General features: G+C 43.2%; 21 protein-coding genes. 1 reads left to right on the top strand and 20 read right to left on the bottom strand.

Annotated elements, in window-relative coordinates; translation table 11 throughout:
- Window positions 1-264: 264 nt before the first annotated feature.
- Genes AC1VU3_RS13690 through AC1VU3_RS13730 form a run of 9 tightly spaced genes read right to left on the bottom strand, consistent with a single transcriptional unit; the run spans window position 265 to window position 8,735 of the window.
- Window positions 265-891, bottom strand: coding sequence for a bifunctional 4-hydroxy-2-oxoglutarate aldolase/2-dehydro-3-deoxy-phosphogluconate aldolase (locus AC1VU3_RS13690; protein WP_482983775.1), 627 nt, complete (start codon window positions 889-891; stop codon window positions 265-267).
- An 8-nt stretch (window positions 892-899) separates the two neighbouring features.
- The gene (locus AC1VU3_RS13695; protein ID WP_482983776.1) at window positions 900-1,838 is read right to left on the bottom strand and encodes a sugar kinase; all 939 of its coding nucleotides are present in this window, start codon (window positions 1,836-1,838) and stop codon (window positions 900-902) included.
- 12 nt (window positions 1,839-1,850) lie between these two features.
- Window positions 1,851-2,693 carry an SDR family oxidoreductase gene (locus AC1VU3_RS13700; protein WP_482983777.1) on the bottom strand — a complete coding sequence of 281 codons (843 nt, stop codon included), beginning with the start codon at window positions 2,691-2,693 and terminating at the stop codon, window positions 1,851-1,853.
- On the bottom strand, window positions 2,683-3,759 hold the full coding sequence (uxuA, locus tag AC1VU3_RS13705; RefSeq protein WP_482983778.1) for a mannonate dehydratase: 1,077 nt from the start codon (window positions 3,757-3,759) through the stop codon (window positions 2,683-2,685). Before uxuA ends, AC1VU3_RS13700 begins: the two co-directional genes overlap by 11 nt.
- A 19-nt stretch (window positions 3,760-3,778) precedes the next feature.
- Window positions 3,779-5,179 (bottom strand): glucuronate isomerase, encoded by a 1,401-nt coding sequence (gene uxaC / locus AC1VU3_RS13710; protein WP_480390233.1) that lies wholly within the window; start codon window positions 5,177-5,179, stop codon window positions 3,779-3,781.
- 15 nt (window positions 5,180-5,194) lie between these two features.
- A complete protein-coding gene (locus tag AC1VU3_RS13715) occupies window positions 5,195-6,475 on the bottom strand; it encodes a TRAP transporter large permease (RefSeq protein ID WP_480390232.1) in 1,281 nt (426 codons plus the stop codon).
- A gap of 12 nt (window positions 6,476-6,487) precedes the next feature.
- Window positions 6,488-6,976, bottom strand: a complete 489-nt coding sequence (locus tag AC1VU3_RS13720) for a TRAP transporter small permease (protein WP_480390231.1) — start codon at window positions 6,974-6,976, stop codon at window positions 6,488-6,490.
- A gap of 8 nt (window positions 6,977-6,984) precedes the next feature.
- Window positions 6,985-7,992 (bottom strand): C4-dicarboxylate TRAP transporter substrate-binding protein, encoded by a 1,008-nt coding sequence (locus tag AC1VU3_RS13725; protein WP_480390230.1) that lies wholly within the window; start codon window positions 7,990-7,992, stop codon window positions 6,985-6,987.
- Window positions 7,993-8,051: 59 nt separating this feature from the next.
- A complete protein-coding gene (locus AC1VU3_RS13730; protein WP_480390229.1) occupies window positions 8,052-8,735 on the bottom strand; it encodes a GntR family transcriptional regulator in 684 nt (227 codons plus the stop codon).
- Between the two features lie 925 nt (window positions 8,736-9,660).
- Between AC1VU3_RS13730 and AC1VU3_RS13735 the strand changes: the two genes are divergently transcribed.
- A complete protein-coding gene (locus AC1VU3_RS13735; protein WP_480390228.1) occupies window positions 9,661-9,855 on the top strand; it encodes a hypothetical protein in 195 nt (64 codons plus the stop codon).
- A 156-nt stretch (window positions 9,856-10,011) separates the two neighbouring features.
- On the opposite strand, the gene AC1VU3_RS13740 is transcribed toward AC1VU3_RS13735, so the two are convergent.
- From AC1VU3_RS13740 to AC1VU3_RS13790, 11 genes are all read right to left on the bottom strand, one after another.
- Window positions 10,012-10,776 carry an IclR family transcriptional regulator gene (locus AC1VU3_RS13740; RefSeq protein ID WP_482983779.1) on the bottom strand — a complete coding sequence of 255 codons (765 nt, stop codon included), beginning with the start codon at window positions 10,774-10,776 and terminating at the stop codon, window positions 10,012-10,014.
- A 29-nt stretch (window positions 10,777-10,805) separates the two neighbouring features.
- Window positions 10,806-11,978, bottom strand: coding sequence for a CaiB/BaiF CoA transferase family protein (locus AC1VU3_RS13745; RefSeq protein ID WP_480390226.1), 1,173 nt, complete (start codon window positions 11,976-11,978; stop codon window positions 10,806-10,808).
- 22 nt (window positions 11,979-12,000) lie between these two features.
- Entirely contained in the window at window positions 12,001-12,837 is an 837-nt protein-coding gene (locus tag AC1VU3_RS13750; RefSeq protein WP_482983780.1) for an enoyl-CoA hydratase/isomerase family protein, read from the bottom strand.
- Window positions 12,818-13,843 (bottom strand): acyl-CoA dehydrogenase family protein, encoded by a 1,026-nt coding sequence (locus AC1VU3_RS13755; protein ID WP_482983781.1) that lies wholly within the window; start codon window positions 13,841-13,843, stop codon window positions 12,818-12,820. Before AC1VU3_RS13755 ends, AC1VU3_RS13750 begins: the two co-directional genes overlap by 20 nt.
- Window positions 13,840-14,994, bottom strand: coding sequence for an acyl-CoA dehydrogenase family protein (locus AC1VU3_RS13760; protein ID WP_482983782.1), 1,155 nt, complete (start codon window positions 14,992-14,994; stop codon window positions 13,840-13,842). Before AC1VU3_RS13760 ends, AC1VU3_RS13755 begins: the two co-directional genes overlap by 4 nt.
- 1,077 nt (window positions 14,995-16,071) lie before the next feature.
- On the bottom strand, window positions 16,072-17,055 hold the full coding sequence (locus AC1VU3_RS13765; RefSeq protein ID WP_482983783.1) for a 2-hydroxyacid dehydrogenase: 984 nt from the start codon (window positions 17,053-17,055) through the stop codon (window positions 16,072-16,074).
- Window positions 17,056-17,923: 868 nt separating this feature from the next.
- Entirely contained in the window at window positions 17,924-18,775 is an 852-nt protein-coding gene (locus tag AC1VU3_RS13770; protein WP_482983784.1) for an STAS domain-containing protein, read from the bottom strand.
- Window positions 18,776-19,007: 232 nt separating this feature from the next.
- The gene (locus AC1VU3_RS13775) at window positions 19,008-19,412 is read right to left on the bottom strand and encodes a DUF2512 family protein (protein ID WP_482983785.1); all 405 of its coding nucleotides are present in this window, start codon (window positions 19,410-19,412) and stop codon (window positions 19,008-19,010) included.
- Window positions 19,413-19,482: 70 nt separating this feature from the next.
- On the bottom strand, window positions 19,483-20,184 hold the full coding sequence (locus tag AC1VU3_RS13780) for a hypothetical protein (protein ID WP_482983786.1): 702 nt from the start codon (window positions 20,182-20,184) through the stop codon (window positions 19,483-19,485).
- A gap of 337 nt (window positions 20,185-20,521) precedes the next feature.
- Window positions 20,522-24,424, bottom strand: coding sequence for a S8 family serine peptidase (locus AC1VU3_RS13785; protein WP_482983787.1), 3,903 nt, complete (start codon window positions 24,422-24,424; stop codon window positions 20,522-20,524).
- A gap of 300 nt (window positions 24,425-24,724) precedes the next feature.
- On the bottom strand, window positions 24,725-25,108 hold a 384-nt coding region (locus AC1VU3_RS13790), incomplete at its 5' end, for a hypothetical protein (protein WP_482983788.1).

Raw genomic sequence — 25,108 nt, forward strand, 5'->3', positions numbered from 1 at the left:
TAGAGGAGTAGCAATGCCCATTCCAATTTAAAACTGGGACTATCTCAACCTAATTTCCAGCAAATTTCCGATAAGTGACTAAACTAGTCGTGAAAGTGACTAATGTCGAACTGAAAGCGACTAAACGGACTCCGAGAGCGACTGTTCGTAAATAGCCACCGACTAATCATTCAGGAGCTCTAGAATCTCCACTTTTTGTAGGAAATCCTGCTCTACTTACTTGTAATTTCTTTATCAAAATAAAAAAGCCATAGACCAAATTGTCTATAGCTTTCCACCACTCACTATTTCGAGCCAGCTTGCCGCTTCCTTGGTTAAACCGTTCCAGTCCTGTTGATTGATAAACTCTTTTTTAACCAATGCACTGCCTGCTCCAATGACGGCTGCTCCTGCCGATATATAGGAGTGAGCGGTTTCCTTGGTGATGCCCCCTGTAGTCATGATGTCGATGTAACCTAGAGGGCCTCTGACATCCTTGATGAAACCTGGTCCCAGGCTAGATGCCGGGAAGAGCTTTACCATGCTAGCACCGGCTTTACGGGCGTGTAGCATTTCGGAAGGAGTGAACACACCTGGTATAAATTCAATCTGCTGACTGATAGCAAACGTTAAGACTTCCATATCGAGAGCGGGCGACACGAGGAACCGAGCACCTGCTTCGATTGCACGCTTGCCCTCTTCAATATTTAAAACTGTTCCTGCTCCGACAAGCAGCTTGTCAGCATATCGTTCTACCGTTTCTTGAATCATCAGCTCAGCTTGCTCCGTGTCCATTGTGATTTCAACTGCCCTAATGCCCCCTTTGTAAAGAGCGTCTATAATAGAAGCACTCTTTGAATAAGGAATTTTTCGAAGCACAGGGATAATCTTACAACTTTTTATTTCGAGCATTAACTTACCTACCTTTGAATCTGGTCATAGCCAGTTTTTATTTGGTGGGCATATGGATAACCCTCTGCATCGCCAGGGACAGTCAAGGCAAAAGCTGCAACACGATTGGCCAAGCTGACCACTTCCTCTAGGGGCATCCCTTGTAGAAGTCCAGACAGAAATCCTGCAGCGAAGCCATCTCCTGCACCAATTGGGTCGACTATGTTTTCAAGCTGCACACCTGACACATAACCGGACTCGGTAGCTGTCGCATAGTACGCGCCTGCTTTTCCTAGCTTAATGACTACGATGGAAGTCGCCCCTGTTAATAGCTGTGCAGCAATTCTTTCTGGCTCCTTTTCTCCCGTGAGCATCATCCCTTCCTCTATTCCCGGCAAGACAATGTCACTTTTCCTAGCGATATCCCTTAAAACTGGAATTGCCTCTTCCTTTGACCAGAGCTTTAACCGAATATTTGGATCAAATACTACTTTAACTCCATGCTTTTTCGCAAGGTCGATACTATGATATACAGTCTCCATGCAAGTGTCACTTAATGCCGGCATGATACCAGTCAAATGAAGATACTTTGCAGCCGCTACATATGCTTCATTGATATCTGCAGGTGATAGCTGAGAGGCAGCAGAATTTCTTCGATAATAAAATACACTTGGCTCTCCAGCTGCTTTTCGTTCCTTAAAGAATACAGCAGTCGGATGGTTCGGAAGAAATTTCACCTGAGAGGTGTCAACTCCTTCTCCGCGGACAGTGTTGCGAAGATACATACCGAAATCATCCTGCCCCAATAAGGAAATCCACCCTACCTCATGCCCCAGACGTGCAAGCGCGATTACAACATTTGTTTCAGCACCTCCAATCGATTTAACAAATTTAGATGCATAGGTCATGGATCCAACCGACTCTGGTGTAAATAAAACCATTGACTCTCCTATTGTTACGACATCCATTGTGGCACCTCCTTATACTCCTGAATAAGCCATGAATCCGCCATCCACTGGCACGGTGATTCCTGTTACAAAGCCAGACATCTCTTCATTTACCAGCCAAAGCATCGTTCCGAGCAGATCCTCCGGTTTACCAAAGCGTCGCATTGGTGTGTGAGTAATGATTTTATGTGCTCGATCCGTGTAAGAGCCGTCTTCATTGGTGAGCAGATTTCGGTTTTGATCGGTTAGGAAAAAACCTGGCGCAATCGCATTTACTCGAATTCCAGCATCCGCAAAATGAACAGCCAGCCACTTCGTTAGATTCTCAATTCCAGCCTTTGCAGCACTATAGGCTGGAACCTTTGTCATTGGTGAAGGTGCGCTCATGGAGGACATATTTAGAATAGTTGCATGTCCTTTGCTAATCATATCCTCTGCAAACACCTGGGTCGGAAGCAAGGTTCCCAATATGTTTAAGTCAAAAACAAAGCCAAAGCCTTCCTTCGTCAGATCAAAGAACGTCTGTACCTCCGAGTCCTTCCAATCCTTCTCTTGAAACAGCTCATGAGAGGTGATTCCCATCGGATGGTTTCCACCTGCTCCATTAATTAAAATATCGCAGGCTCCAAGCTCGGCACGTACCTGTTCTCTTGCCTGAATAATAGATTCCTTATCTAAGACATCACAGGAAATAGCAATCGCTTGCCCTCCTGCTTCTTGAATTTCCTTTGCAACCGTCTCTCCTTTTTCCTTTGTGCGATTTAAAATCGCAACCTTCACACCAAGGTGACCTAGCTCCTTGGCCATAGCTCCACAAAGTATGCCGCTACCTCCAGTAACCACTGCTACCTTTCCTGCTAAATGATTATGATTCATTATTCTCACCTCTTTTATTGAAAGCGTCCCATAACCCAAACAAATACATAGCACCTAAAGCCCGGTCATAGAGCCCGTACCCTGGTCTTCCAACCTCTCCCCAAATATCTCTCCCATGATCAGGTCGCATATAGCCGGTGTAGCCAATATCGTAAAAGGCCTCCATCACACCAACCATATCAATAGAACCCGCAGACATCTTATGGGCAGTTTCAATAAAGTCTCCGTTATCGTATCTTTTCAGGTTTCGAACATGCGCAAAGTAAATACGATCTCGGTATTTGCGAATGATACCTGGTAAATCATTTACTGGATTAGCTCCCAATGACCCGCTGCAAAATGTCAGCCCGTTTGAGGGGCTATCCACCAAGCTTAGTATCCTTCCGAGATTCTCTTCGTTCGTCACAATTCTCGGCAATCCAAAGACAGACCAAGGTGGATCATCTGGATGTATGGCTAGCTTGATGCCGTGCTCCTCTGCCACTGGTACCACCTCTTGTAAGAAGTACTGTAAATTATCCCAAAGCTTTTCCTCATCCACTGATTGATAGGCAGCTAAAACCTCCTGCAGCTGCTCTAGTCGATCGGGTTCCCAGCCTGGAAGGGTGAAGCTTTTATTCTGAAGGACTGTCGCCACCAGTTCAGCCGGCTCCGCCCCCTCCATCATGCTCTTTTCATAGAACAGTGCAAACGAGCCGTCCTCCAGTTCCTTTTGCAAATCTGTTCGTATCCAATCAAAAACTGGCATAAAATTGTAGCAAATTACCTTTGTGCCGACCTTCGCTAGTTCTCTGATTGTTTCTTTATAGTTTTCGATATATTGCTCACGTGTTGGGTATCCTAGCTTGATATCCTCATGGATATTAACACTTTCCACTACTTCAATATGCAGCCCATGTGCTTCTACTAGCTTCTGCACATTCTGAATTTCACCTATTGGCCACTTCTCTCCAGCTGCGAGATGATGAAGTGACCAGACCACTCCCTTTACGTCGGGGATCTGTTTTATTTGCTCTAAACGTACATGATCATTACCTTCTCCAAACCACCTAAATACCATCTCCATCTCTATCACCTAACAATCCTTATATTTCTAACGATAAGTACCGCTTACTATTGAAATAGCAAATATCTTGTACGATTTCTCCCAATAAATCAAAGTCCTGTGGGAACTCCCCATTTTCTACCCAATCCCCTATCACATCACAAAGAATTCTTCTAAAATACTCATGGCGAGTATAGGATAGAAAGCTTCTTGAATCCGTCAGCATACCGACAAATCGAGCTAGAAGCCCAGTGTTCGCAAGCGCCTTTATGTGATCCACCATTCCATCCCGTTGATCATTGAACCACCAAGCAGTCCCGAACTGAAGCTTCCCTGGAATATTTCCTTGGAAATTCCCAACCATCGAGGCAATCATATAATTATCTCTTGGATTCAAATTATAGATAATAGTTTTTGGTAACTCATTCGTGTATTCCAACACATTTAACAGATTGGATAAATCAGCAGCATAAGTAAAATCATGAATCGAGTCATAGCCTGTATTTGGTCCTGCCTGTGCAAGCATCCGTTTGTTATTGTTACGAATAGCCCCAATATGAAGCTGCATTGCCCAGCCTTTAGCGGCATACATTTTTCCGAGCTCAATGAGTGTAGATGTTTTAAATTGAACAATCTCTCGCTCGGAAATCCTTGCGTTAGTGCGTCCCTTTTGGAAAATAGCTTCTACTTCCTCTAGAGTGAAAGCTTGATAAAAAGAGGAATCCAAACCATGATCGGAAAGACGGCAGCCAACCTGATTAAAATAATCTACCCGCTGACGAAGCCCTTTCAGAAAATCCTCATAGGATTCAATGCTTATACCAGATACTATAGCTAGCTCATCTGTCCACTCCGAAAAGCTATCTAGCTCAATCCCCAAGGCCCCGTCCGGTCGGAAGGTAGGAAGCACCTTCACTCGGTACCCCTCCTCCTTCAAAACTTGATGATAACGAAGGTCATCCACCGGATCGTCCGTTGTACAAATTACATGTACATGGGATCTTTCAATCAATGCTCTAGCAGTATAATCCTTTGTCTTCAGTAATTCATTGCCCTGCTCCCATATTTCCTCAGCAGTAGCGGCACTTAGTATTTTTTCTATCCCGAAATACCTTTTTAATTCAAGCGCAGTCCAATGGAATAAAGGATTGCCAAGCGTGTAAGGGACTGTAGCAGCCCACTTCTCAAACTTTTCCTTGTCACTGGCACTTCCCGTTATATAGTGTTCATCCACTCCATTTGCTCGTAACGCTCTCCATTTGTAATGATCACCAGCAAGCCATATTTCTGTGAGATTTTCAAAGGTTTTATTCTCCGCAATCTCCTTTGCAGAAAGATGGCAGTGATAATCGATAATCGGCATTTCTTTCGCATATTCCTGGTAGAGCCTTTGTGCAGTTGCTGTTTTCAATAAAAACTGTTCATCCATAAAGGGCTTCATTTACTCTTCCCCCACTTACATAAATAGATTTGGCAAGAACATTACAATGGAAGGCACAAAAGTTAAGAGAAGAACGAGCGCAAAGATTCCTAGGATAAATGGAATCGATTCTTTTACATAGTCCTCTAATGGAACCTTCATAATAGAGGTGGTCGTATACATGGTTACTCCTACTGGTGGAGTCATTCCTCCAAAGGTTACGATGGTCATCATCAGAATTCCGAAATGTACCGGGTCAATTCCTACCTGCACAACTATTGGCAAGAATATTGGCGTTAGCAATAAAACAAGCACCGTCGATTCGATAAACATACCAGCAATAACTAAGAAAATGAGAATTAAAATAACCATGAGACTTCCATTTGTCGTAATTCCAATTAGAAAATCAGCTGCGTTTTGCGGCAATCTGTCATATGTAATTAAGAATCCTAGAATAGAAGAAACAGAAATAATTAGTAGGATAGATGCATTGTCTGTAACAGACTGAGAAAGCGCCTCCTTAAAGTTCTTCCAGTTCAATTCTTTATACACGAAGAAGCCGATGATTATTGCATAAACAACGGCAAAGGCTCCCGCTTCCGAAGCAGTAAAGATTCCAAAACGAATCCCCACTACTAGAATCACTGGGAACATCAAAGCCCAAATACTTTCTAGAAAGGTTCTCATCACTTCAGAGAAGGATGCTCGCTTTTGCACGATATTACTGTCATAACCTCTTTTTCTAGCAATCACGTAAGAGATGACCATCAAAAATACCATCATAAGAAGTCCTGGGATGATTCCTGCTAAGAATAGCTTTCCAATCGACACCTGACCCACGTAGCCGTATAAGATAAGCCCAATACTAGGTGGGATTGTTGCGGTGATTAAGGAGCTAATTGCGATTACCGAAGCAGAGTAGCCTCCAGAATAGCCACGGTCGATCATTTTTTGACCTAAAATACGACTTTGCATGGCAGCATCTGCATTCGCTGAACCTGATACGCCTCCCATAATCGTACTAAGGACAATAGATACGTGGGCTAGACTTCCCTTTAAGTGACCAGTCAGTGCATTTGAAAATCGAATTAGTCTATCCGTGATTCCTGAAGCATTCATTAGGTTTCCAGCGAGAATAAAGAAAGGAACCGCTAGAAGAGGAAAGGATTGCGTACCAGCTACCATGCGCTGAGTCGTAAGCTCAATCGGCAAATCTGACCCTACTAGAAAATACATAAGACTTCCTATCCCAATCGCAAAGGCAACCGGCATATTGAGAAACAGTAAGATTAAAAATATAATAGCGACTATTAACAAGCTAATCCCTCCCTACGATTCCAGTTCATTGGGTGACTTTAATCTCCCAAATTCTTCTTTTAGTTGCGACAAAATAGTAAATATCATTAACACACTTCCCACTGGTACCGCTGATGTGATAAAAGAATAGCTAAGTGGCAAATTATTAATTTGTCTCACTGAATTTTCTATACTCAGCTGAAAGCCATATACTGTTAAAAAGATTAAGAAGCCTAGCACAAGGACCTTTGTGATGATTTCGATAATATTGCGTACACCTTGCGGCAAAACTTTCACAAATACATCTACCGTTATATGCTTACGTTCTCTCAAGGTTCTATTGGCGCCTAAAAAAATAGCCCAGACAAATAGGAGCTGAGCAAACTCAACTGACCATGAGAGGGGCATACCTGCCCATCTCATGATCGCTGCCAAGAAAACAAAGAACACGATTCCAACCAGTAAAAAGTTTGTGAGAAAGTTTTCAATTCGGATATAAATATCTGCAACCTTTTTCACCATTGTACTCACTACTTCCCTAGAATTTTGTTTACTTCGTTTCTTAACTCTGCATAGCCATCCATTTTCTCATAGACTACTTCTGTTACTTGCTTAAATGGCTCGGTATCAACCTCCACAATTTCTACACCAGCAGCTTCCATTTTTGATTCGAAGTCCGCTAGCAGCTCAATCGTATTTTGAGACGCCTCTTCTCCAGCCATCTGTGCTTCTTCATACACAATTGCTTGATATTCCTCTGGTAGATCTGCCATCCAATCTGCCCCTGCAACAACTCCTGTAATCAGTTGGAAATGACCAGTTTTCGAAATATATTTCACTACCTCATGCAGGTTTGCTCCGAAAGACGCAGGATGCTGTGCTTCTGCCCCATCAATTACCCCTTGCTGGATACCAGGATATACCTCTGAGAATGCCATTCCAGCTGGACTTGCTCCCATGGCAGAAATCGTTTCTGTCCAAACAGCAGCTCCAGGTGTTCTAATTTTTAGTCCCTTCAAGTCCTCTGGTTTTTCAATCTTTTTATTGGTAAGGAAATGACGGTCCCCTTGATACCAGTTAAAAGAGAGAATTTGTAGGTTATGCTCTGTTGCCAGCTTATCTGACCATTCCTTGAATAAATCAGACTGTGCTACCTTGTTTGCTTCATCATAGTTTTCCACGATATACGGAGCGGAGAGAATACCGATGTCTGGCACCATTTCAGCAAGACGACCTGCATCCACTAGTACAGCAACATTTGCCCCTACCTTTGCCTGTTCAAGTACGTCACTGTCATCCCCCAGTGCCCCATTTCCGTAAATCTCTATTACTACCTTGTCATCCGTTTTTTCTGCAACTCGTTCCTTGAAGGTTTCAAGCCCTTGGTAAATCGGATCCGTTGCAGCTAATGCGGTGTTGATTTTCAATGTATAAACCTTATCCGAGCTTGCTTCCATTTTGCTGTCATCTGAGCACGCAGCTAAAAGTGTACATACGATAAAAACTAAGCTTAATAAGAACCCCTTTTTCCCTTTCATTGAAAAGCCCCCTTGTTTGATTTGTGAATTAAAGCGCTTACATTTTTAATGAAAAAAAATTACTTAAAATAAGTTGGATATTCTTCTTTCAATGAATCTAATTCAAAGCGTAGCTTCCGTAAATGTTCCCCCATCGCCTCATCTGCTAGTTGAGGATTTCCTTTTTCTATCGCATCGGCTATTACAAGATGCTGTGACATGATTTGCTCCCAATTATAGTTTGCAGCTAAACTCAGCATTCGAATTCTATTCAAATGTGCATTAAAATTTTGCAACACGGACCAAATCCTCGGCTTCTCCGCACCAATTGAGATAATATAATGAAACTCCTCATCCAGCTCGAATAACTTCATATAATTCTTTTCATCAATACAAAAACGCTGTCGTTGTAAATTCTCTTTCAAGGTTACGAAATCTACCTTTTCGGGATTTTCAGCAGCTAGCTTCGCCGATGCCCTTTCCAGCAGCTCTCGTATGAAACGAACCTCCTCCACATGATCCAAGTCAATCAATGAAATAAACGTCCCGCGCTGAGGATATACCTCGAGTAACTCTTCCTGTGCCAATCGAACAAAAGCCTCTCGAACGGGGGTCCTACTGACGTTCAGTAATTCAGAGATTTCCTTTTCTGAGACACTCTGGCCGGGCTTAAGCTCCAGCTTAATAATGCTCTCCTTTAAAGTCTCATACACATGATCTCTAGCAGAAAAATTTCTACGCTTATTCAAATTATCAGTAACCAAAACTATCACTCCTTTAGCTACTGCCATATTAACATATTAGTATACTTGTATGGTAGTATATATTCTAAGTTTTTAGAAAATTAGTTATATTAGTGTGGTTGGTATTAGGTCAGATATCATTATTTTATTTTGAATAGTATTTTATTTAGTTGAATGGTAGTGGGGATTAAAGACGTAACGAGGAAGTGTAGCCTCTTTCATTAAGAAACTATTAGGTAATGGGAAATAAAATTAGTTTGAGACTTATTTGTAGGAAGCGAAGGCTTGTCTAAATTGGAGAGATCCTCGTGAAAAGAGGAAGTGAATAGCGGGTTTATAGTATCTACACTTTTTGCAGGCAAAAAGTGGCCCATTGCCTATATCACTCCTCTCGGCAGGGATGCTGGAGAAGTAGCAAGGTCACTCTAGGTAGGAAAAAGGAATTTTCTATATTTATAGGGTTATCCAACCCTTAATAATTCCCAGTAAATTTCCGATAAGTGACTAAACGAGTGGCGAACGTGACTAAATCACCTTCGAAAGCGACTAAATGGAAGAGGAGAGCGACTAACTATCGGTTGAACGCGACTAAACTGGATGTGAGTGCGACTATTCCTCCCGAGCGACCACTTCCTACGAAGGAGGACATGAGAATCTCCACTTTTTGCGAGCAAAAAGTGGCCCATTGCCTATGCCACTCCTCTCGGCGGGGTATGCAAGAGGAGTTTATTGGTAAATTATTCATATAGTTGCGATTTACTCTCTTTTACTTGCGCGGGAGATTAGATTACTTGCGAAATCTCTAACTTTACTTGCGAAATGAGTTTCGGAATTACCATAATATACCATTAGGAAACTGGAAAACCCATTAAAATTCCCCTTATGGTTAGCATTCCCATCTTGGTTATTTTACAATAAGGAAAAGGCTTCGAAAGGATCGATTGGTATGGAAAGATCAAAGAACAAGCAGGATATGATAAATAGCCTTATGCCCCTAGGTATGCTAGCTGGATGTACGATTGGGTCGATTGTCGGCATGTTTTTGGAACCTGGCTTTCTTGTGTATGCCATTACAATTGGTAGTGGAGTTGGTTATATTGCGGGATTAATCGCTTATGTACTTTCCGTAAAAATGAAGTAGCAGAATACACAAAGGAGTGTCCCATAACTTTTGGGTCACCTCTTCGTTCTTTGATACATATCCGCTATTTAACATTGCTCCTGCGGTGGTCGCATTACAATGCCACCATCCTCGTCGCAAAGGGGCCCTCTGAAAATGACTTTTCAGAGGGCCCCTTCACTCCGTTATTCTTTTCGCTGCATCCTGCATTAATTGGATAAGCTGGCCTGCGTCGTATTCATCCTGTCGAATATATGGGTAGGTTACCGAAATGGCTCCTAGCAGGATTTGCTGGCGAGCAATGATTGGCACGCTAATCGATAAGGCACCCTTCACTCGTTCTCCCTTTGTGATGGCATAGCCTTGCTTGCGAATCTGTGCGAGCTGCTCCAGTAGCTCTTCTTTTGATTCGACCGTAATGTCGGTTATTTTTTCGAACTGGACGGTTTCTAGGTAATCCCTTAGAAACGAGTCCGATTGATAAGCCAATAAAATCTTGGCAGATGCCCCAGCATAAAGCGGGGAAGTGTGTCCGACAAAGGTGAGTGCTGCAAGCTCATGCCGACTCGGAAGATTGTAAATGCATCTTCTTTCATTGCCCTCGATAACATTGATCGAGATATTCTCCTTCGTTAGGTCGTTCAGCTTCTCCATAATCGGGATGGCCTTGGAAAGCAATGCATCACTTTTTGCGGCGAGCTCTCCTAAAAACATGAGCTCTAATCCCAAGGAGTATTGCTTTGTTTTTTCATCCTTTTCTAGAAATCCCTCAAAGACTAGTGTGCTGACAATACGCTGTAAGCTAGAAACGGATATGCCGGTACGCTTGGATATCTCCGTGAGCGACAGCTTTGGCTGTTCTATAGAAAATGCACGCAGCACCTGGATTACTCGATGGATGGAGGACATGGAATAATTACTCTTAAAAGTATCTTGGTCCATAGGGAGCACCTCTTTCTTACCTGCTCCCTTCATATTACCTTATCCTGAACATTCGAAGAAGACTCGCCAAGTATCTCTCTCAAAATTTCTTCCGTATGCTGGCCCAACGTTGGTGGTGCGTATCTAGTCGCTACCTGTAAGCCACTATGCTTCAAGGGACTTGCCAGCAGCTTAACCGGTCCAACCGGATGCTCTACTGTTTCAATGCCTTCACGAGCGGCAATTTGTTCCTGCTCTAGCGCCTGCTGAATGGTATTCAATCGACCGACCGGCACCTTCGCCTTTGACAAAATCTCCATCCATTCAGCGGATGTCTTCGTTCGAAGCACCTCCTCAATCATCTCCACTAGCTCCGCCTCATGCTGCTTTCGGTCATTATTGGTAAGAAAACGAGGATCCGCCCCCCACTCGGTATGTTCCAAAGCCCCTACTAGCTTGCGGTACAGCCCATCGTTTCCTGCGCAAATCATAATCGGGTAGTCAGCCGTTTGGAATACCTGATAAGGTGCCACATTGTTATGCTGGTTGCCCTTCCTCTCCGACACCATTCCAGTGTTTAGAAAGGCGCTCGCCACATTCGCCATGCTCGCTACTTGGACATCCAGAAGAGAAAGATCAATCCTCTGCCCAACACCAGTCATATCTCGTTGGCGAATTGCAGCCACGACACTCAGCGCCACATATACCGAGGTGATAATATCCGCAATTGGAATACCTACCTTCGTTCCCTCTCTATCCGGATAACCAGTAACATCCATCAGGCCACTCATCGCTTGAATGACTGGGTCAAAGCCAGGCAGCGTTCCCAGCGGACCAGTCTGCCCAAATCCTGTTACAGAGCAATAAATGACTTTCGGATTCCTTTCCTTCAGCACCTCATAATCTAACCCTAGCTTCTTCATCGTACCCGTCTTGAAATTCTCAATAACAACATCCGATTTTTCTAGAAGCTCTAAAAACAGCTCTTTTCCTTCTTCCGATTTCAAATCGAGGGTGATAGACCGCTTATTTCGATTCGCACATAGATAGTAGGTGCTCTCCCCATTGATAAATGGACCCCACTCTCTCATGCTATCGGATCCTCCGGGTGGCTCTACCTTAATCACATCCGCCCCCAAATCTCCTAGTGTCATCGCCCCTGCTGGAGCCGCATATACACGAGACAAATCAAGGACACGAATGTCATGTAGTGGTTGAATCATCTCCATCACCTCTCCTTTCTAGTTAATTGCTATTGGCACCAACTGTTCCTTCTTTATTAAAAATAGGCTTTCTCTTTTCTGCTACTGCCTGCACGCCTTCCTTGAAGTTCTCTTCCTCCATCACTAATGCCATCTTAGAGGAAATGTAATCCAAGGATGACCTTAAGGACATCTCACTATTTTGATAAACTGCCCGCTTGATTAATTGAACAGAAAGTCTCGGTGCATCAGCCAACTGTCTCGCGTAAGCCTGAACCGCGCTATCAAGCTCCTCATCTGGCACGACAAACGTAACTAACCCTCGTTCCTTAGCAGTTTCAGCCGTCAATATCTCTCCTGTCCATAGCATGTGTAACGCCATATCTCGTCCAACTAATCTCGGTAGGAAATACGCACCGCCATCCCCAGGTACAAGGCCAACCTTAACATAGCTCTCGGAGAGTCTTGTCGTTTCAGCGGCGAATCGAATATCACACATCAATGCCATATCAAGACCAGCCCCAAATGCAACTCCGTGTACCTTTGCAATCACAGGCTTATCTATTTCCTCTAATAAAAGCGGGATACGCTGCACCTTCTTCCAAAGAGAATTTTTTCGATTAATCCCCTTCGAAATATTGTCTTGATCTGACTTATAGAATCCACGTCCTGCCATCATTTCTTTAATGTCCCCTCCGGAACAGAAACCCTTCCCTGCTCCCTGGACAATTAAAACTGCTATCTCCTCCGAATCTCTCACCGTCTCCAGTGCCTCAATCCATAGGTCTAACATTTCTCCGCTAAATGCGTTAAGTGCTTCTGGTCTGTTTAATGTAATTGTGGCAATATCATCTTTCACTTCAAATAGTAGATCCGACATTTGTCCCTACCCCTTTCACTTCCGTAATAGATTCCCAGATTGTTTCTTCTCTTGATAAATAGAGATCTGCCAAATAATCCGCCCAGTAGGTTTCATTTCCAGCTTCTTCTCGCCATGACCATAGCCTTCTGGTGAAATGATGCAATTCATGCTCGTAAGTCATCCCGATACCTGCGTGCAGCTGATGTGCTGCCTTTGCCACGACGTTAGCGTGACCAGAGATATCAATCTTCGCCATAGCTATCTTTTCGGAAGAGGTAGCCTTCCCATAAGCCTTTATTGTCGCCTCAAGCGTGGCAAACGCTGCCGCAACCTCTCCAGCCATTGTAGTCAAGTGGTGCTGAATAGCCTGAAAGCGATGCAGAGGACGACCGAACTGCTGACGCTCCTTGGAATAAAATACGGATAGCGCTAACACACTTTCCATTGCTCCTGTCATCATGGCTACTCTACACATGGCAAGGTACTGTTCATATTCCTTCTTCAGCTCCTCATAAGAGCCTAAAAACATATGGACCTCCTTCTTCACAAAGCTAACCGCATCTCTAGGCTCAGCTGCCAAATTTTCTCCTTGCTTCGTAATAGTAGGTTCGACTATAAAATACCTGCTTTTGGTCACCAATACGATTTCCTCAACATACCTAGCATACGGAATGTGAAGCAGCTCCTGCTTTTCATTTTCAGCAAAATGAATGACGCGCAGCTTATCCTCGACCTCACCCTCCTGCTTTGCCAAAAACTGATTAGCATACATCACTTCAGCAAGCGGGATAGGCGTTGCATATTTCCCGGCAAGTCGAAGAATTGAGAAGATATCCTCTGCGTCTCCTCCTACCCCGCCGTGCTCTTCCTCTATCCCTAACAGCGTCAAGCCAGATTCCTGAACCGTCTTCCAAAGCGGATTGCTCCACTCACCCTCTTCAAATTTCTCTCTAGCTTCCTTGGTAGAAAGATCCTTGAATATCTTTTCGGCCGTGTCTTCAATAAAATCTCTCATCTCGCTCATGCAGAAATCACTCCTTTTGCCACAATTCCTCTAAGTATCTCTGTCGTTCCTCCACGCAACGTAAACCCAGGTCCATGTAAGATAGATTCCGCTAGCAATCTAGCATATTGGTGTTCTTCGTGTTTATTCGGCATAGTCGGAATCAGTAAACGTATAACCTCTGCTACCTGTTGCTCAAAGCTGTTCCCTAAATCCTTCACTAATGCAGCGGCAAGATTGACATCTCTACCCTCTTCTAGCATCGCTGCAATTCCCATTGACATATTACGAAGTGACCACATTCGACTAACAAGCTTTGCCGCTTGCGCTAGTCCATGACGGTCTCCTTTTTCCTTCAATATACGAATTGCCTCATCGAGAAGTGGGAAGGTGCTGAGAATTCTCTCTGGTCCGCTTCGCTCAAAGCTGAGTTCTGTCAGCCCTTGAGCCCAACCATTCCCTTCGACACCAACAAGGCGATTATCCGGCACGAAAACGCTTTCAAGAAAAACCTCATTAAAGTGATGCTCTCCAGTTAAAAACTGAATCGGTCGAATGGTCACACCCTCGGATTTTAAGTCAATAATCAGCTGACTCATCCCGGCATGTCTATTATTTGGATCCTGCGGCGCAGTTCTGCAAAGCGTAATCATATAATGAGAATGATGAGCTCCAGAAGTCCACGTCTTCATCCCATTCACAATCCAGCCCCCATCCACCTTCGTAGCTGTTGTTTTGAGAGATGCTAAATCCGACCCAGAGTTTGGCTCCGAAAGACCAATAGAAAAATAACATTCCCCTCGCACAATCTTGGGAATAAAAAACTCCTTCTGCTCCTCCGTCCCAAACTTCAACAGCAAAGGACCGGACTGCCGATCCGCAAACCAATGAGAGGCTACTGGTGCACCAATCGCCAAAAGCTCCTCGGTAATAATATATCGATCGATGGTCGATCGCTCTTGCCCACCATATTGCTTCGGAAACGTAATACCAATCCAGCCCTTCTCCCCTAGCATTCTTGAAAACTCGGAGCTATACCCACTTAGCCAAGAATCCGCATGAGTAGAAAATGTCCCCTTTTCCTTTTCCTCCACCAAAAACTGCCTAACCTCTTGTCGAAAAGCCTTCTGCTCCTCCGTAAACTCAAACGCTGGAAGCTGTAACTGCTTCATACAAACACCCCTTTTACCGATATAGTATAAATGTTATGCATATCCAATAATTAGTATTACAATAATATACAGATTTTTATTTGTCAATTTAGAATTTACTGAAAAATGCAGTGTGAGTTAACTAGACTATGTGACAGTGGAATGATTTACTATAATTTAAAAATCATTAGGAGAAAACTAGGTAAGGGCCGATAATAATATATCTATATATAAACCTCAGAAATTGATTTAAAAATTAGGGAAAGTGTTCTAAATAAAAAACCTGATAAAATCCGCTAGAGATTATTGTCGATTTCCATATTAATTCCAATACGCGCAATTAGTTCATAGATATGTACACTTGCTATTTGCTTACTTGCGGAAGCGAAACGGTTACTTGCACTTCAACTGGTGTTACGTGCGGTTTCGAGCTGTTTACTTGCGATTGTCAAGGGTTTGGACGGCGTCACCGACCTAAGATTAGCCGACTCTGCCCTAGCAGGACATTAGGCAATGGCCGCTTTTTGCGAGCAAAAATGCATGGCAAATACCAGCTTTCTACCAATACGTGCGGTCGGTTCATAGATACGTGCGATTGCTATTTGGTTACTTGCACTTCAGCTGGTGTTACGTGCGGTTTCGAGCTGTTTACTTGCGATTGTCAAGGGTTTGGATGGCGTCACCGACCTAAAATTAGCCAACTCTGCCCTAGCGGGATATTAGGCAATCGCCGCTTTTTGCGAGCAAAAATGCATGGCAAATACCAGCTTTCTACCAATACGTGCGGTCGGTTCATAGATACGTGCGATTGCTATTTGGTTACTTGCACTTCAGCTGGTGTTACGTGCGGTTTCGAGCTGTTTACTTGCGATTGTCAAGGGTTTGGATGACGTCACCGACCTAAAATTAGCCAACTCTGCCCTAGCGGGATATTAGGCAATCGCCGCTTTTTTCGAGCAAAAAGTGGATAGCAAATTAGTTTACTTGCGATTCAATCGGCTCCCCTTACCTGTATGTAGCGGAGCATCTCCACTTTACATATCAAGACAAATATAAAAAGCTATGAGAAACCTCATAGCTTTTCATATTGTCCTAACACTATTCCACCAAGCATCTCAGCTCCGGCACAACGTTTGGAGGGATCTTGCCTGTCACACCAGCAACTAGATTTTCTGCCGCCATCCGTGCCATTGCGCCTCTCGTTTCGGCTGTTGCTGATCCGATATGAGGGATGGCAACCACCTGCGGCATTTTTAAAAGGGGATTGTCTGGGGATACCGGCTCTTGCTCGAAGACATCTAACCCAGCCCCCTGGATCTCTCCTTGCTCTAAAGCGTTTATTAAAGCCTGTTCGTCTACCACTTTTCCTCTAGCTACGTTAATGAGGAAGGCTGTTTTTTTCATTAGCTTAAGCTCGCGTTCTCCAATTAGCTTTTCGGTCTCTGGTGTCAATGGAACGATTAAGACAACAAAGTCGGACTTTGCTAATAAAGTATCAAGATTTGCATAAGCCATACCATACTTCTCCTCAAGCTCCGGCTTCGGAGAACGAGCATAATACAAGACCTCCATCTCAAAACCGAAGGAGGCTCTTCTAGCTATTTTCTCTCCGATACGTCCCATCCCAACGATTCCAATTGTCTTGTGGTGTACATCCAATCCAAACAACTCTCTGACCTGTGTCGACTTATTCCATTGACCTTCTTTCACGTAGTCATTTAGCTCTGCAATCCTTCTGGAAGTGGAAAGAATCAAAGCAAATGCCAAATCAGCGACTGTTTCGTCTAACACATATGGCGTATGAGTCGCAAGTACCTTTGCCTTCTTCATCGCCTCCAAATCCAATCCGTCATACCCTACTGCAGCATTGCTCACAATCTTCAACTTCGGAAATCGCTCCAACAGTTCTTCTGTAACATGGGCATGCTGGATAAGCAGACCATCCACGTTCTCCAGCTCCTTATGAAGAATCTCCTCCGGAATCGGCTCCTCCTTATTCCAAATACGATACTCACAATACTCTGCGATATAAGACTCCACTTCTTGCGGAACTGATCTGGCAATAAAAACAGTAGGCTTCATAAGTACTCCCCCTTTTGATGATATGTACTAGTTATACTTCGACAATCTTTGGTAATTCTCCTATTTTAATAGGGGAGTTTAGTTGGTTCACTTTTTGCTAGCAAAAAGTGGTGGATTTACAACCTCTACTTTTTTTACTTGAAACTGCTATAAATACTGGGACAGGTCCTCTATTTACTTGAGATAGATTAGGCTAATTTGCCATTGAACGTGGAGAATGACTTGCTATCTGATGAAGTAATACACGCTGTTATTCTCTCCGTTTCTGCCGAAGACAGTGTCATTGGCCATGACCACTTTTTGCCTGCAAAAAGTGTAGCATTACCAGGTTAGTCGCCTTCGCCATCCATTTAGTCGCTTTCACTCGTGAGTTAGTAACGTTCACAACTAATTTAGTCACGTTCGTCTCAGAGTTAGTCGCTCTCACGACTAGTTTAGTCACTTATCGGAAATTTACTGGAAATCCAGCGAGTGCTATATTTATACCAGATGCCAACTCTGATGCTGCTTCCCCACCTAAGAAAGTGTTATTGGCCATGTGCACTTTTTGCCTGCAAAAAGTGTAGCATTACTAGGTTAGTCGCCTTCGCCATCCATTTAGTAGCTCTCACTCGTGAGTTAGTAACGTTCACAACTAATTTAGTCACGTTCGTCTCAGAGTTAGTCGCTCTCACGACTAGTTTAGTCACTTATCGGAAATTTACTGGAAATTATATTAAAAGACAAACACTATGTTTTAGCAGGTTCCAGTAAATAGCCACTCTCATCCACAATTCAGTAATTTTCATCGCTCATTTATTCCCTAAGCCATATACCTTGTATCTGATTTTCCTCTCCACAAAACAAAACCCCACCATACTTGGCGGGGTTAACGATCTCGGTATACACCTGTTATTTTTAGTGCCTGCTGTAGTGTGCTGAAGGTCGACAAGCTACCGAAGTCCAAGCCAAGCTGGATCGTCGTTTGCGCTACTTCTGGGCGAATGCCCGACAGGATGGGCTCAATACCTAGCAGCTTCAAAATGTCTGTAAGGGTGAATAACTCGTTCGCTACCATCGTGTCAATAATGGTTACGCCTGAGATATCTAGAAATAGCTTCTCTAGGCCAAGCTCGACACATCTATTTGGAATTTCCTCTTTGAGCGACTTAGCACGGAAAGTGTCGATGTCGCCAACTATTGGTAACACTGCAACCTTTGGTAGAATGGGAATAATCGGAGCCCCAATCTCCCTAATAAGCGTCTGCTGTGCTTTCAACCGATTATTCGAAAGTATATAATAACGCTTCGAAAATTGATAGATCAACTGATCGAACGTTGTGTTATATACCAAACTCCAATGAAGGATGTCTTGATTAGTTACTTGGTCAGCCTGCTCAATGCAGAACTTTTCTAGGAAAAACCAGATAGTTTCTCTTGTTTTATTTAAGGCCTCAATCACTTGGTGAATGGGGATATTATTTTCTACACGACTTGTCGCCACGGTTTCAGCCCAGTTTTCTAGTAGCGGGCGAAAGGAATTATCATCTTCCAAAAATGCGGAGACAGCAGTTTGAATAGTCAGTCTATGCTGTTCCTTTAGCATTTCATCTACCTGTGGATTGGAGTTATTAGAATAATAAGGGCCAGTAAACTTGCGCTTTTCTTCAAACCATTTCTTCGTAATGTTGGGTATTTGCTCAATAAGATAGTCGTATAGCTGCTGATGTATCGAAGACAAAATGTTCCCCTCTTTCTCCCATATATAATAGTATTATATAGATAATGTACAAATTATTCCAACTTATAATTTGTTAACCAAAAAAGGAGCTATTTTAGGCTTCACTGCTTTAGAAAATTAATAAAACTGTCAGCAACTATAAAAGGGGGTGTATTGCTTGTCACATCGGAACCAAAACGTTACTCCGAATAGAAAAAAGTATGGTCGGGAAATCCCAACCATACTTTTTTATTTAATAAGAAGCTTCTACATTTCTTCTACGTTTCTCTGGAAATATATTTTTGTCGAGGTATTTATGGAAGAACCATTCTCCTCCAGCGATAACTACTGCTGATATAGCCGCTGCCCATACAAGGTTCCCATTTTCTCCATTTAACACTGCTCCCAGTAACCAAAGCACTATAAAGGCTAACACTGTATCCATTACGGTTGCTATTGCATTACGTTTCGGTTGCTCCGATCTATTACCTGTTTTTCTGAAGACCATTAAATCTCCGGTCGCATAAGCTAAGACCGTTAAGAAAATACTAAGCAACAGTGTATCCACCACAGGGACATCAAACAATAAGGTCATCACGACCAAAAGGACTACAGCAATCATCAGAAATTTGATACTTAACGCTCTTACGTGATTCATATTGCATACCTCCTTTTTGTTCTTGCTAGAGGTATACCCAATTTTCCAAATTTAAACCATTTTTTTAGAACTAGTTGGTTGCCGGTTCTATTTGCTTTTCATTAGTAGAGACAGAAATGCTTTTATTTTCTATAGCTGCGACCATATCCTCTACCCACTGATCACATAGGTCAGGCTTGTACTGAAAGGGATGCTTTGGGTATCCTTTTTTTACATCCCAAACCGCCTCCGGATGCTTGCCGAAATTTTTCTTCGCTTCCTCAACCGGGTAAAGTCCAAACGCTGTTGCAAGCCTCTTTGCTTCTGGCCTTGCTCCCCATGCAAACAATAGATGTTCGGCTGAAGCAATTTCCTCCTTGCAGCCTTGTAAATCCGTCTGAAAACGAGAGTACGCTATGTCCGAATGCTCACAAATCGTTAGCAGTAGAATAAAATCCTCCACCTTGCCCGCACAAATATCAAAAAGCTGAAGAATCGTGATCTTATTCCACTTCATCTTCTCCATCAACCTAATAAGCTGAACCTGTGCTAAATCAGGTGCTATCTGCTTCCAGCCATCCTCTGGCAAGTCCTTTGTTTTCACTCGCTTACCTGGATTCACAAGAACAACGACAGCATCCGTTTTCCTCTCCTGTACCTCTGAGATAGACAAGCCACTCCCACTGCAAATATGCGATTCTTTTCGAACCGGCTCCATTCTCCCACCAATATTCTCCTTGCCATACTTCCCATACACCACATACTTTTGCCGAAGCTCTAAGCTCTTTATCATCTATTTTCCCCCTTTTTCTCTACATTCGACACCTTAATCTAAAATACCTTCAAAAAAGGTAATTATTTTACATTATCTTATGTTCAACGAATTAAATATAAGTAAATAAATTATAATAATAAGTTAAATTTTAGATAATCTAATAAAAAGGTGTCGGTAGGAGGTAAAAGATTATTAAACGGTTATCCTCTACTTTTGCAAACAGCAAATTGGAGCTGATTACTCTCCACTTTTTACTCGTAAAAAGTGGGCATTGCCTAATAAGTATCTATCTATGCAGGGAATACAAAACAGAAAAGCAGCAGACCAACACAATGGTTGTCTGCTGCCCTTCTATTTATTCCACTTGTCCCAAGAAATTGATGAGCATTTTTGCAATATGCGCACGGGTAGTAGCTTGAGTTGGCATGTATTTGCCGTTGCTACCGTCTACGATGTCCAGCTCATAGAGCATGGATATGGCGTCAACGGTTTCTTGATTGTAACCGCCGAAATCATGGAATGGCGCTATTTTGCTTGGATTATAGGGATTTCCATTTTTTATTTCATAGGCACGCTGGAGCATTAATGCTAGCTGTGCACGAGTCACTTTATTGCCTGGACGGAATTTTCCGTCGTTTTCTTTGATGATACCATAGTGGTAGGCCGCTGCGATTTCCTCTTGGGTTGTCGCCGCATATCTATTGATATCACTAAACGGCGCTCGCTTGTCTGTATCCAATCCCAATGCGCGCACGATCATCGATACGGATTGAGACCTTGTCAGAGAGGCATTCGGCTTCACTGTTCCATTCTCATAACCCTTGATAATTCCAAGAGCTGCTGCTTTTTGAAGGTAGCTTTCCGCCCAATGTCCTTTGGTATCGATAAACGCCGAAACTGCTGGCTCAGCTGGTACTGGACTAGGAGGAGGGCCAGGTACTGGGGCTGGAGCAACTGGGGCCTCTCCATTTCCCGGTGGAACCACTTGTGGATCATGTGGCGTCACTTGTGCTGCGACCATCTTTTCTTGTCCTCTATACGTAACCTTGATAGTAGTCTCGCCAGCGGAGAGCCCCGTAACTACTCCCGTTGCCGAGACGGATGCTATAGTTCCATCTGCAACTTCGAAAGTCGCTTCAGCTGTTACATCTGTTTCATCTGTTTCTCCATAAGCAGCGTGCTTCACTACCAAGCTCTTCTTTTCTCCAACGGACAGCGTTACATCCTCTACTTTTAACTCTGCAGACTGATAAATGATTTTTTCTGATTTATTGCCAGCTGCATCCGCCACCTTTATTTTTAGGAGACGAACTTGGTCTGCAGCAATAACTTCCGAGAATGAACCATCCTCTTCTAATAAAATCGGCAAAACTTGAGACGTACCATCAACGCTTTCAAGTACAGCTGACACTGATAGCTTGCCATTAATGTCATACCAGGAATCAAAGGCTTGATTGTAATCGATGTACTTATCATTAATTTGTCCGGTAAGCATTCCCTCTACATACATAGCCTCTATTTCAGGCTTGGTAGTTTTCACAAAAATCGGCCCAATATCCTTTAATATAAGCCCCGGTGATGAATTACCAATCATGTCAATTGTATAAAGACCATCAGGAATTGATTTTTGTTTCCCATCAAATGAAATATAGGAGCCTATGATTTCAAGGTTATAACTGCCTGCATTTAGTGGTCGTGGCTTTATCAGGTATCCGATATAACCATCGCCATTTACTCCCCCATCTGGATTTTGCATGTCCCAAAGCTCTATAGAAAACGGATCAATTGCTCCAGTTGTCTTAAAGGACAATGTTGCAGCATCCTTCACGCCATCTCTGTCAAAGGACAAATCTGTCTCAGAGATCGCTAAATCCTCCACCATGGTTGGACTAAAGTCAGCGGCAAATGGTAGGGAGATTTCTACTTCATTATTTTTAATATAAATAAAACCTTTGATTTCAGCTCCGGTTCTCGTTTCCGCTTGCGACGCCGTTAATGTCACATTTAAGGTGTGCTGTCCATTCAAATTAAAAGATGGATGATCCACTGTCACCGTAGCGTCACCGAAACCTTTGATCACTTCTACAGACACATCATAGGATCCGCCATTCCGAGCAATATCCCTGACAACTATCTGTTTCGTCACCTCGATGTCTGACTCATTCAGATTTTGCGTTCCAAAGGTGACAGTACCCTTGATGTTTTCCATCAAGTCGCCTTCTTCATCTAAGACTGCTTCATCTAATGCATACGCAAGAATTTCTGGATGTGCTGCAGCATAAGCGTTTACACGACCTGCTCCTTGAGAAAATACATCAAATTTCTCCGTATCTAACACCTTTGCCGTATTCGATAGAGCGACCTTTACGTCAAATGGCGTCCAATGTGGATTCGCCTGTTTTATTAGCGCAGAGATTCCTGCAATATGAGGAGTTGCCATGGACGTTCCCGTTTTACGGCCATAAGCTTGGTCATAAGACACTTCCGGAAAATCTGCTTTGTACATAGGAATGGTGGACATGATATTCGTACCAGGTGCCGTAATATCAGGCTTGATGTCAAAGTTAGGAGTAGAAGGTCCTCTTGAGCTCGATTTATTCACTTCATCTCCCATCAAAATTTCTTCGGTTATATGAGAAAAGGTAACGGTTGCCCCTCTCTCTGTAAGCTTGTTTCTAAGCTCTTCTCCATCTGCTAAAGAGATATCGAACGTCGGAAGAAAATCAAATGAGTCTCCTTCAGCAATATTGGAAGGGGCGGTGCCTTCGTTATTATAAATAATCGTTGCGATAGCTCCATTCTTTTTCGCATTCGCAATCTTATCCACGAATGCAATCTCTCCTCGAGAAATCAAAGCAACTTTGCCGCTTACATCGCCCCCTTCGAAATCACGTACCTCTCCGTAGCCTGGAACTGCTACTATTTCAAACTCTCCATCTAGCTGCTCACTTAGCTCTTTTCCAAAGGTTGTGGCCATTAGATTAGATGTCTTAGAATAATGGTAATCTCCTGAAGTCACATTGATTCTCGCTGAGTATCGCGGTTCTGGATTCGTCGTATTTCCAACTGCTATACCTAAACGTGCGGTTGCAGGCGTCCCGATTGTCCCACGATTAGGGCCAGAGTTACCGGTAGCAACGACGGAGACAACGCCTGCCATCATCGCATTATTGATTGCGAAGGAGCCAGCATCTGTTTCTGAATTGCTCCCTCCAGCTAAAGATAGATTAATAATATCCATATTTTGTTTAACTGCTTCTTCAATTGCAGCGATGACATCGGAGCTATAACCACTGCCATATGCGCCAAGCACTCGATACGCATACAGCTCTACCTTTGGTGCAATACCTTTAATACCATAATCATTTGCACCAATTGCAGCAATCGTTCCGGCAACATGCGTCCCATGGGATGTGTAGAAAGAGCTACCATTTGCATTAAATTCAGCAACACCTTCTGCTCGTTCTAAAGGTGATGTTTCCGATGCGTCATTAGTTGCTCGCGGCTTGGTATATTTATTATTATCATGCCTGACAAAGTTCTTACCGCCCTTATAAATCCCAGCAAATTCTGGGTGATCGGCATCGATACCCGTATCTAGCACAGCTACCTTGATACCTTGCCCTTCCAAGCCTTCATCCCAAAGCTTATCTACTCCAAGAAACTCAATACTCGTAGACATGGCAGGATCTGCTTGTACCCCATCTTCCAAAGGAGTTGCATCCTCTTCCATTGCGTACACTATTGAATCCGGCTCTATCAATTTCACACCATCTACCTCTTGCAGTTTAGGTAGATCACTAGCCTTAACCGTTGCAGAAAAACCATTAAATACGGTCGTGTATGTATAGCCTGTTGAGAAATCAACAAACTTTTTCTTTAACTCATTCTCCACTTGCTCCTGCTGAGAAGTCACTGTCTTTTCTATCTGTCTAGCTGCATATGTTGATATATTTCTGCCAGAAAGCTGTCTAATTCCCCGCTCCAAGGCAACTGGCTTCTCAGACAAGTGAACAATAACGGACACTTCCTCGTCACCATCTACTCTCTGTAAATCAGGATGAATCCTTCCCTCACCTTGTGCCACTGCCACTTGCTCTGCAATAGCCGCTCTAATTGCAAGCCTGCCTTCATCTAAACTTTTAGATGGGAATTTCTCCTGCTCATCTGCCAATGCTGGAAAAGGTAGCAATAAAGAAAGAAACGTCACAAAAGCAATCAAGCCGCTCCAAAACCTTGTCATCCCTTTACGATCCAACTCTACAACACCCTTCTAAAATATTGATATATTACCATAATAATTACCATCTACTAATTTATCACAAATGATAGTTGAATAATATAATATTTTATTGAGAATAAACAGAAAAATACCAAAATAAAAGCAGTCTAAAATACTATTTAGACCGCTTTTTGATAGAAATATCTTATATGAGTTTCAAGTTGTTTACTGAGCATATAGCTATTCAAACATAACACTAACAACCAATATTGGGGACCGGATACATGTCGAACTACAATGAACATCGGTATAATGGCACTTTAATTTTATTGGTTGTCACTGAGATATTCCTCCTATCGAGCGATAGGTCCATCTTTTCGAGCAGTAGACTCCGATTTCCGCGCAGTAGCTACCCTCTTTCGAGCGGTAGGCCCCCCGTTCCGCGTGATACATCAAGGTGCTCTCTCCCATCGCGCGATAGACCCTCTTTTTCGATTGATAGACACCTAAAACCGCGCAGTAGCAATCGTTTATCGAGCGGTAGACTCCCCATTCCGCACGATACTTCAATGTGCTCCCTCCCATCGCGCGATAGACCCTCTTTTTCGATTGATAGACACCTAAAACCGAGCAGTAGCAATCGTTTATCGAGCGGTAGACTCCCCGTTCCGCACGATACTTCAAGGTGCTCTCTCCCATCGCGCGATAGACCCTCTTTTT

The organism is Psychrobacillus sp. Z16_25 (genome assembly GCF_056856695.1).

What these genes read in the sequence shown, in the direction of transcription:
- AC1VU3_RS13690 (WP_482983775.1), bottom strand. Translation starts at nt 891, where the DNA reads ATGCTCGAAATAAAAAGTTGTAAGATTATCCCTGTGCTTCGAAAAATT.
- AC1VU3_RS13695 (WP_482983776.1), bottom strand. Translation starts at nt 1,838, where the DNA reads ATGGATGTCGTAACAATAGGAGAGTCAATGGTTTTATTTACACCAGAG.
- AC1VU3_RS13700 (WP_482983777.1), bottom strand. Translation starts at nt 2,693, where the DNA reads ATGAATCATAATCATTTAGCAGGAAAGGTAGCAGTGGTTACTGGAGGT.
- uxuA (WP_482983778.1), bottom strand. Translation starts at nt 3,759, where the DNA reads ATGGAGATGGTATTTAGGTGGTTTGGAGAAGGTAATGATCATGTACGT.
- uxaC (WP_480390233.1), bottom strand. Translation starts at nt 5,179, where the DNA reads ATGAAGCCCTTTATGGATGAACAGTTTTTATTGAAAACAGCAACTGCA.
- AC1VU3_RS13720 (WP_480390231.1), bottom strand. Translation starts at nt 6,976, where the DNA reads ATGGTGAAAAAGGTTGCAGATATTTATATCCGAATTGAAAACTTTCTC.
- AC1VU3_RS13725 (WP_480390230.1), bottom strand. Translation starts at nt 7,992, where the DNA reads ATGAAAGGGAAAAAGGGGTTCTTATTAAGCTTAGTTTTTATCGTATGT.
- AC1VU3_RS13735 (WP_480390228.1), top strand. Translation starts at nt 9,661, where the DNA reads ATGGAAAGATCAAAGAACAAGCAGGATATGATAAATAGCCTTATGCCC.
- AC1VU3_RS13740 (WP_482983779.1), bottom strand. Translation starts at nt 10,776, where the DNA reads ATGGACCAAGATACTTTTAAGAGTAATTATTCCATGTCCTCCATCCAT.
- AC1VU3_RS13745 (WP_480390226.1), bottom strand. Translation starts at nt 11,978, where the DNA reads ATGATTCAACCACTACATGACATTCGTGTCCTTGATTTGTCTCGTGTA.
- AC1VU3_RS13750 (WP_482983780.1), bottom strand. Translation starts at nt 12,837, where the DNA reads ATGTCGGATCTACTATTTGAAGTGAAAGATGATATTGCCACAATTACA.
- AC1VU3_RS13755 (WP_482983781.1), bottom strand. Translation starts at nt 13,843, where the DNA reads ATGAGCGAGATGAGAGATTTTATTGAAGACACGGCCGAAAAGATATTC.
- AC1VU3_RS13760 (WP_482983782.1), bottom strand. Translation starts at nt 14,994, where the DNA reads ATGAAGCAGTTACAGCTTCCAGCGTTTGAGTTTACGGAGGAGCAGAAG.
- AC1VU3_RS13765 (WP_482983783.1), bottom strand. Translation starts at nt 17,055, where the DNA reads ATGAAGCCTACTGTTTTTATTGCCAGATCAGTTCCGCAAGAAGTGGAG.
- AC1VU3_RS13775 (WP_482983785.1), bottom strand. Translation starts at nt 19,412, where the DNA reads ATGAATCACGTAAGAGCGTTAAGTATCAAATTTCTGATGATTGCTGTA.
- AC1VU3_RS13780 (WP_482983786.1), bottom strand. Translation starts at nt 20,184, where the DNA reads ATGATAAAGAGCTTAGAGCTTCGGCAAAAGTATGTGGTGTATGGGAAG.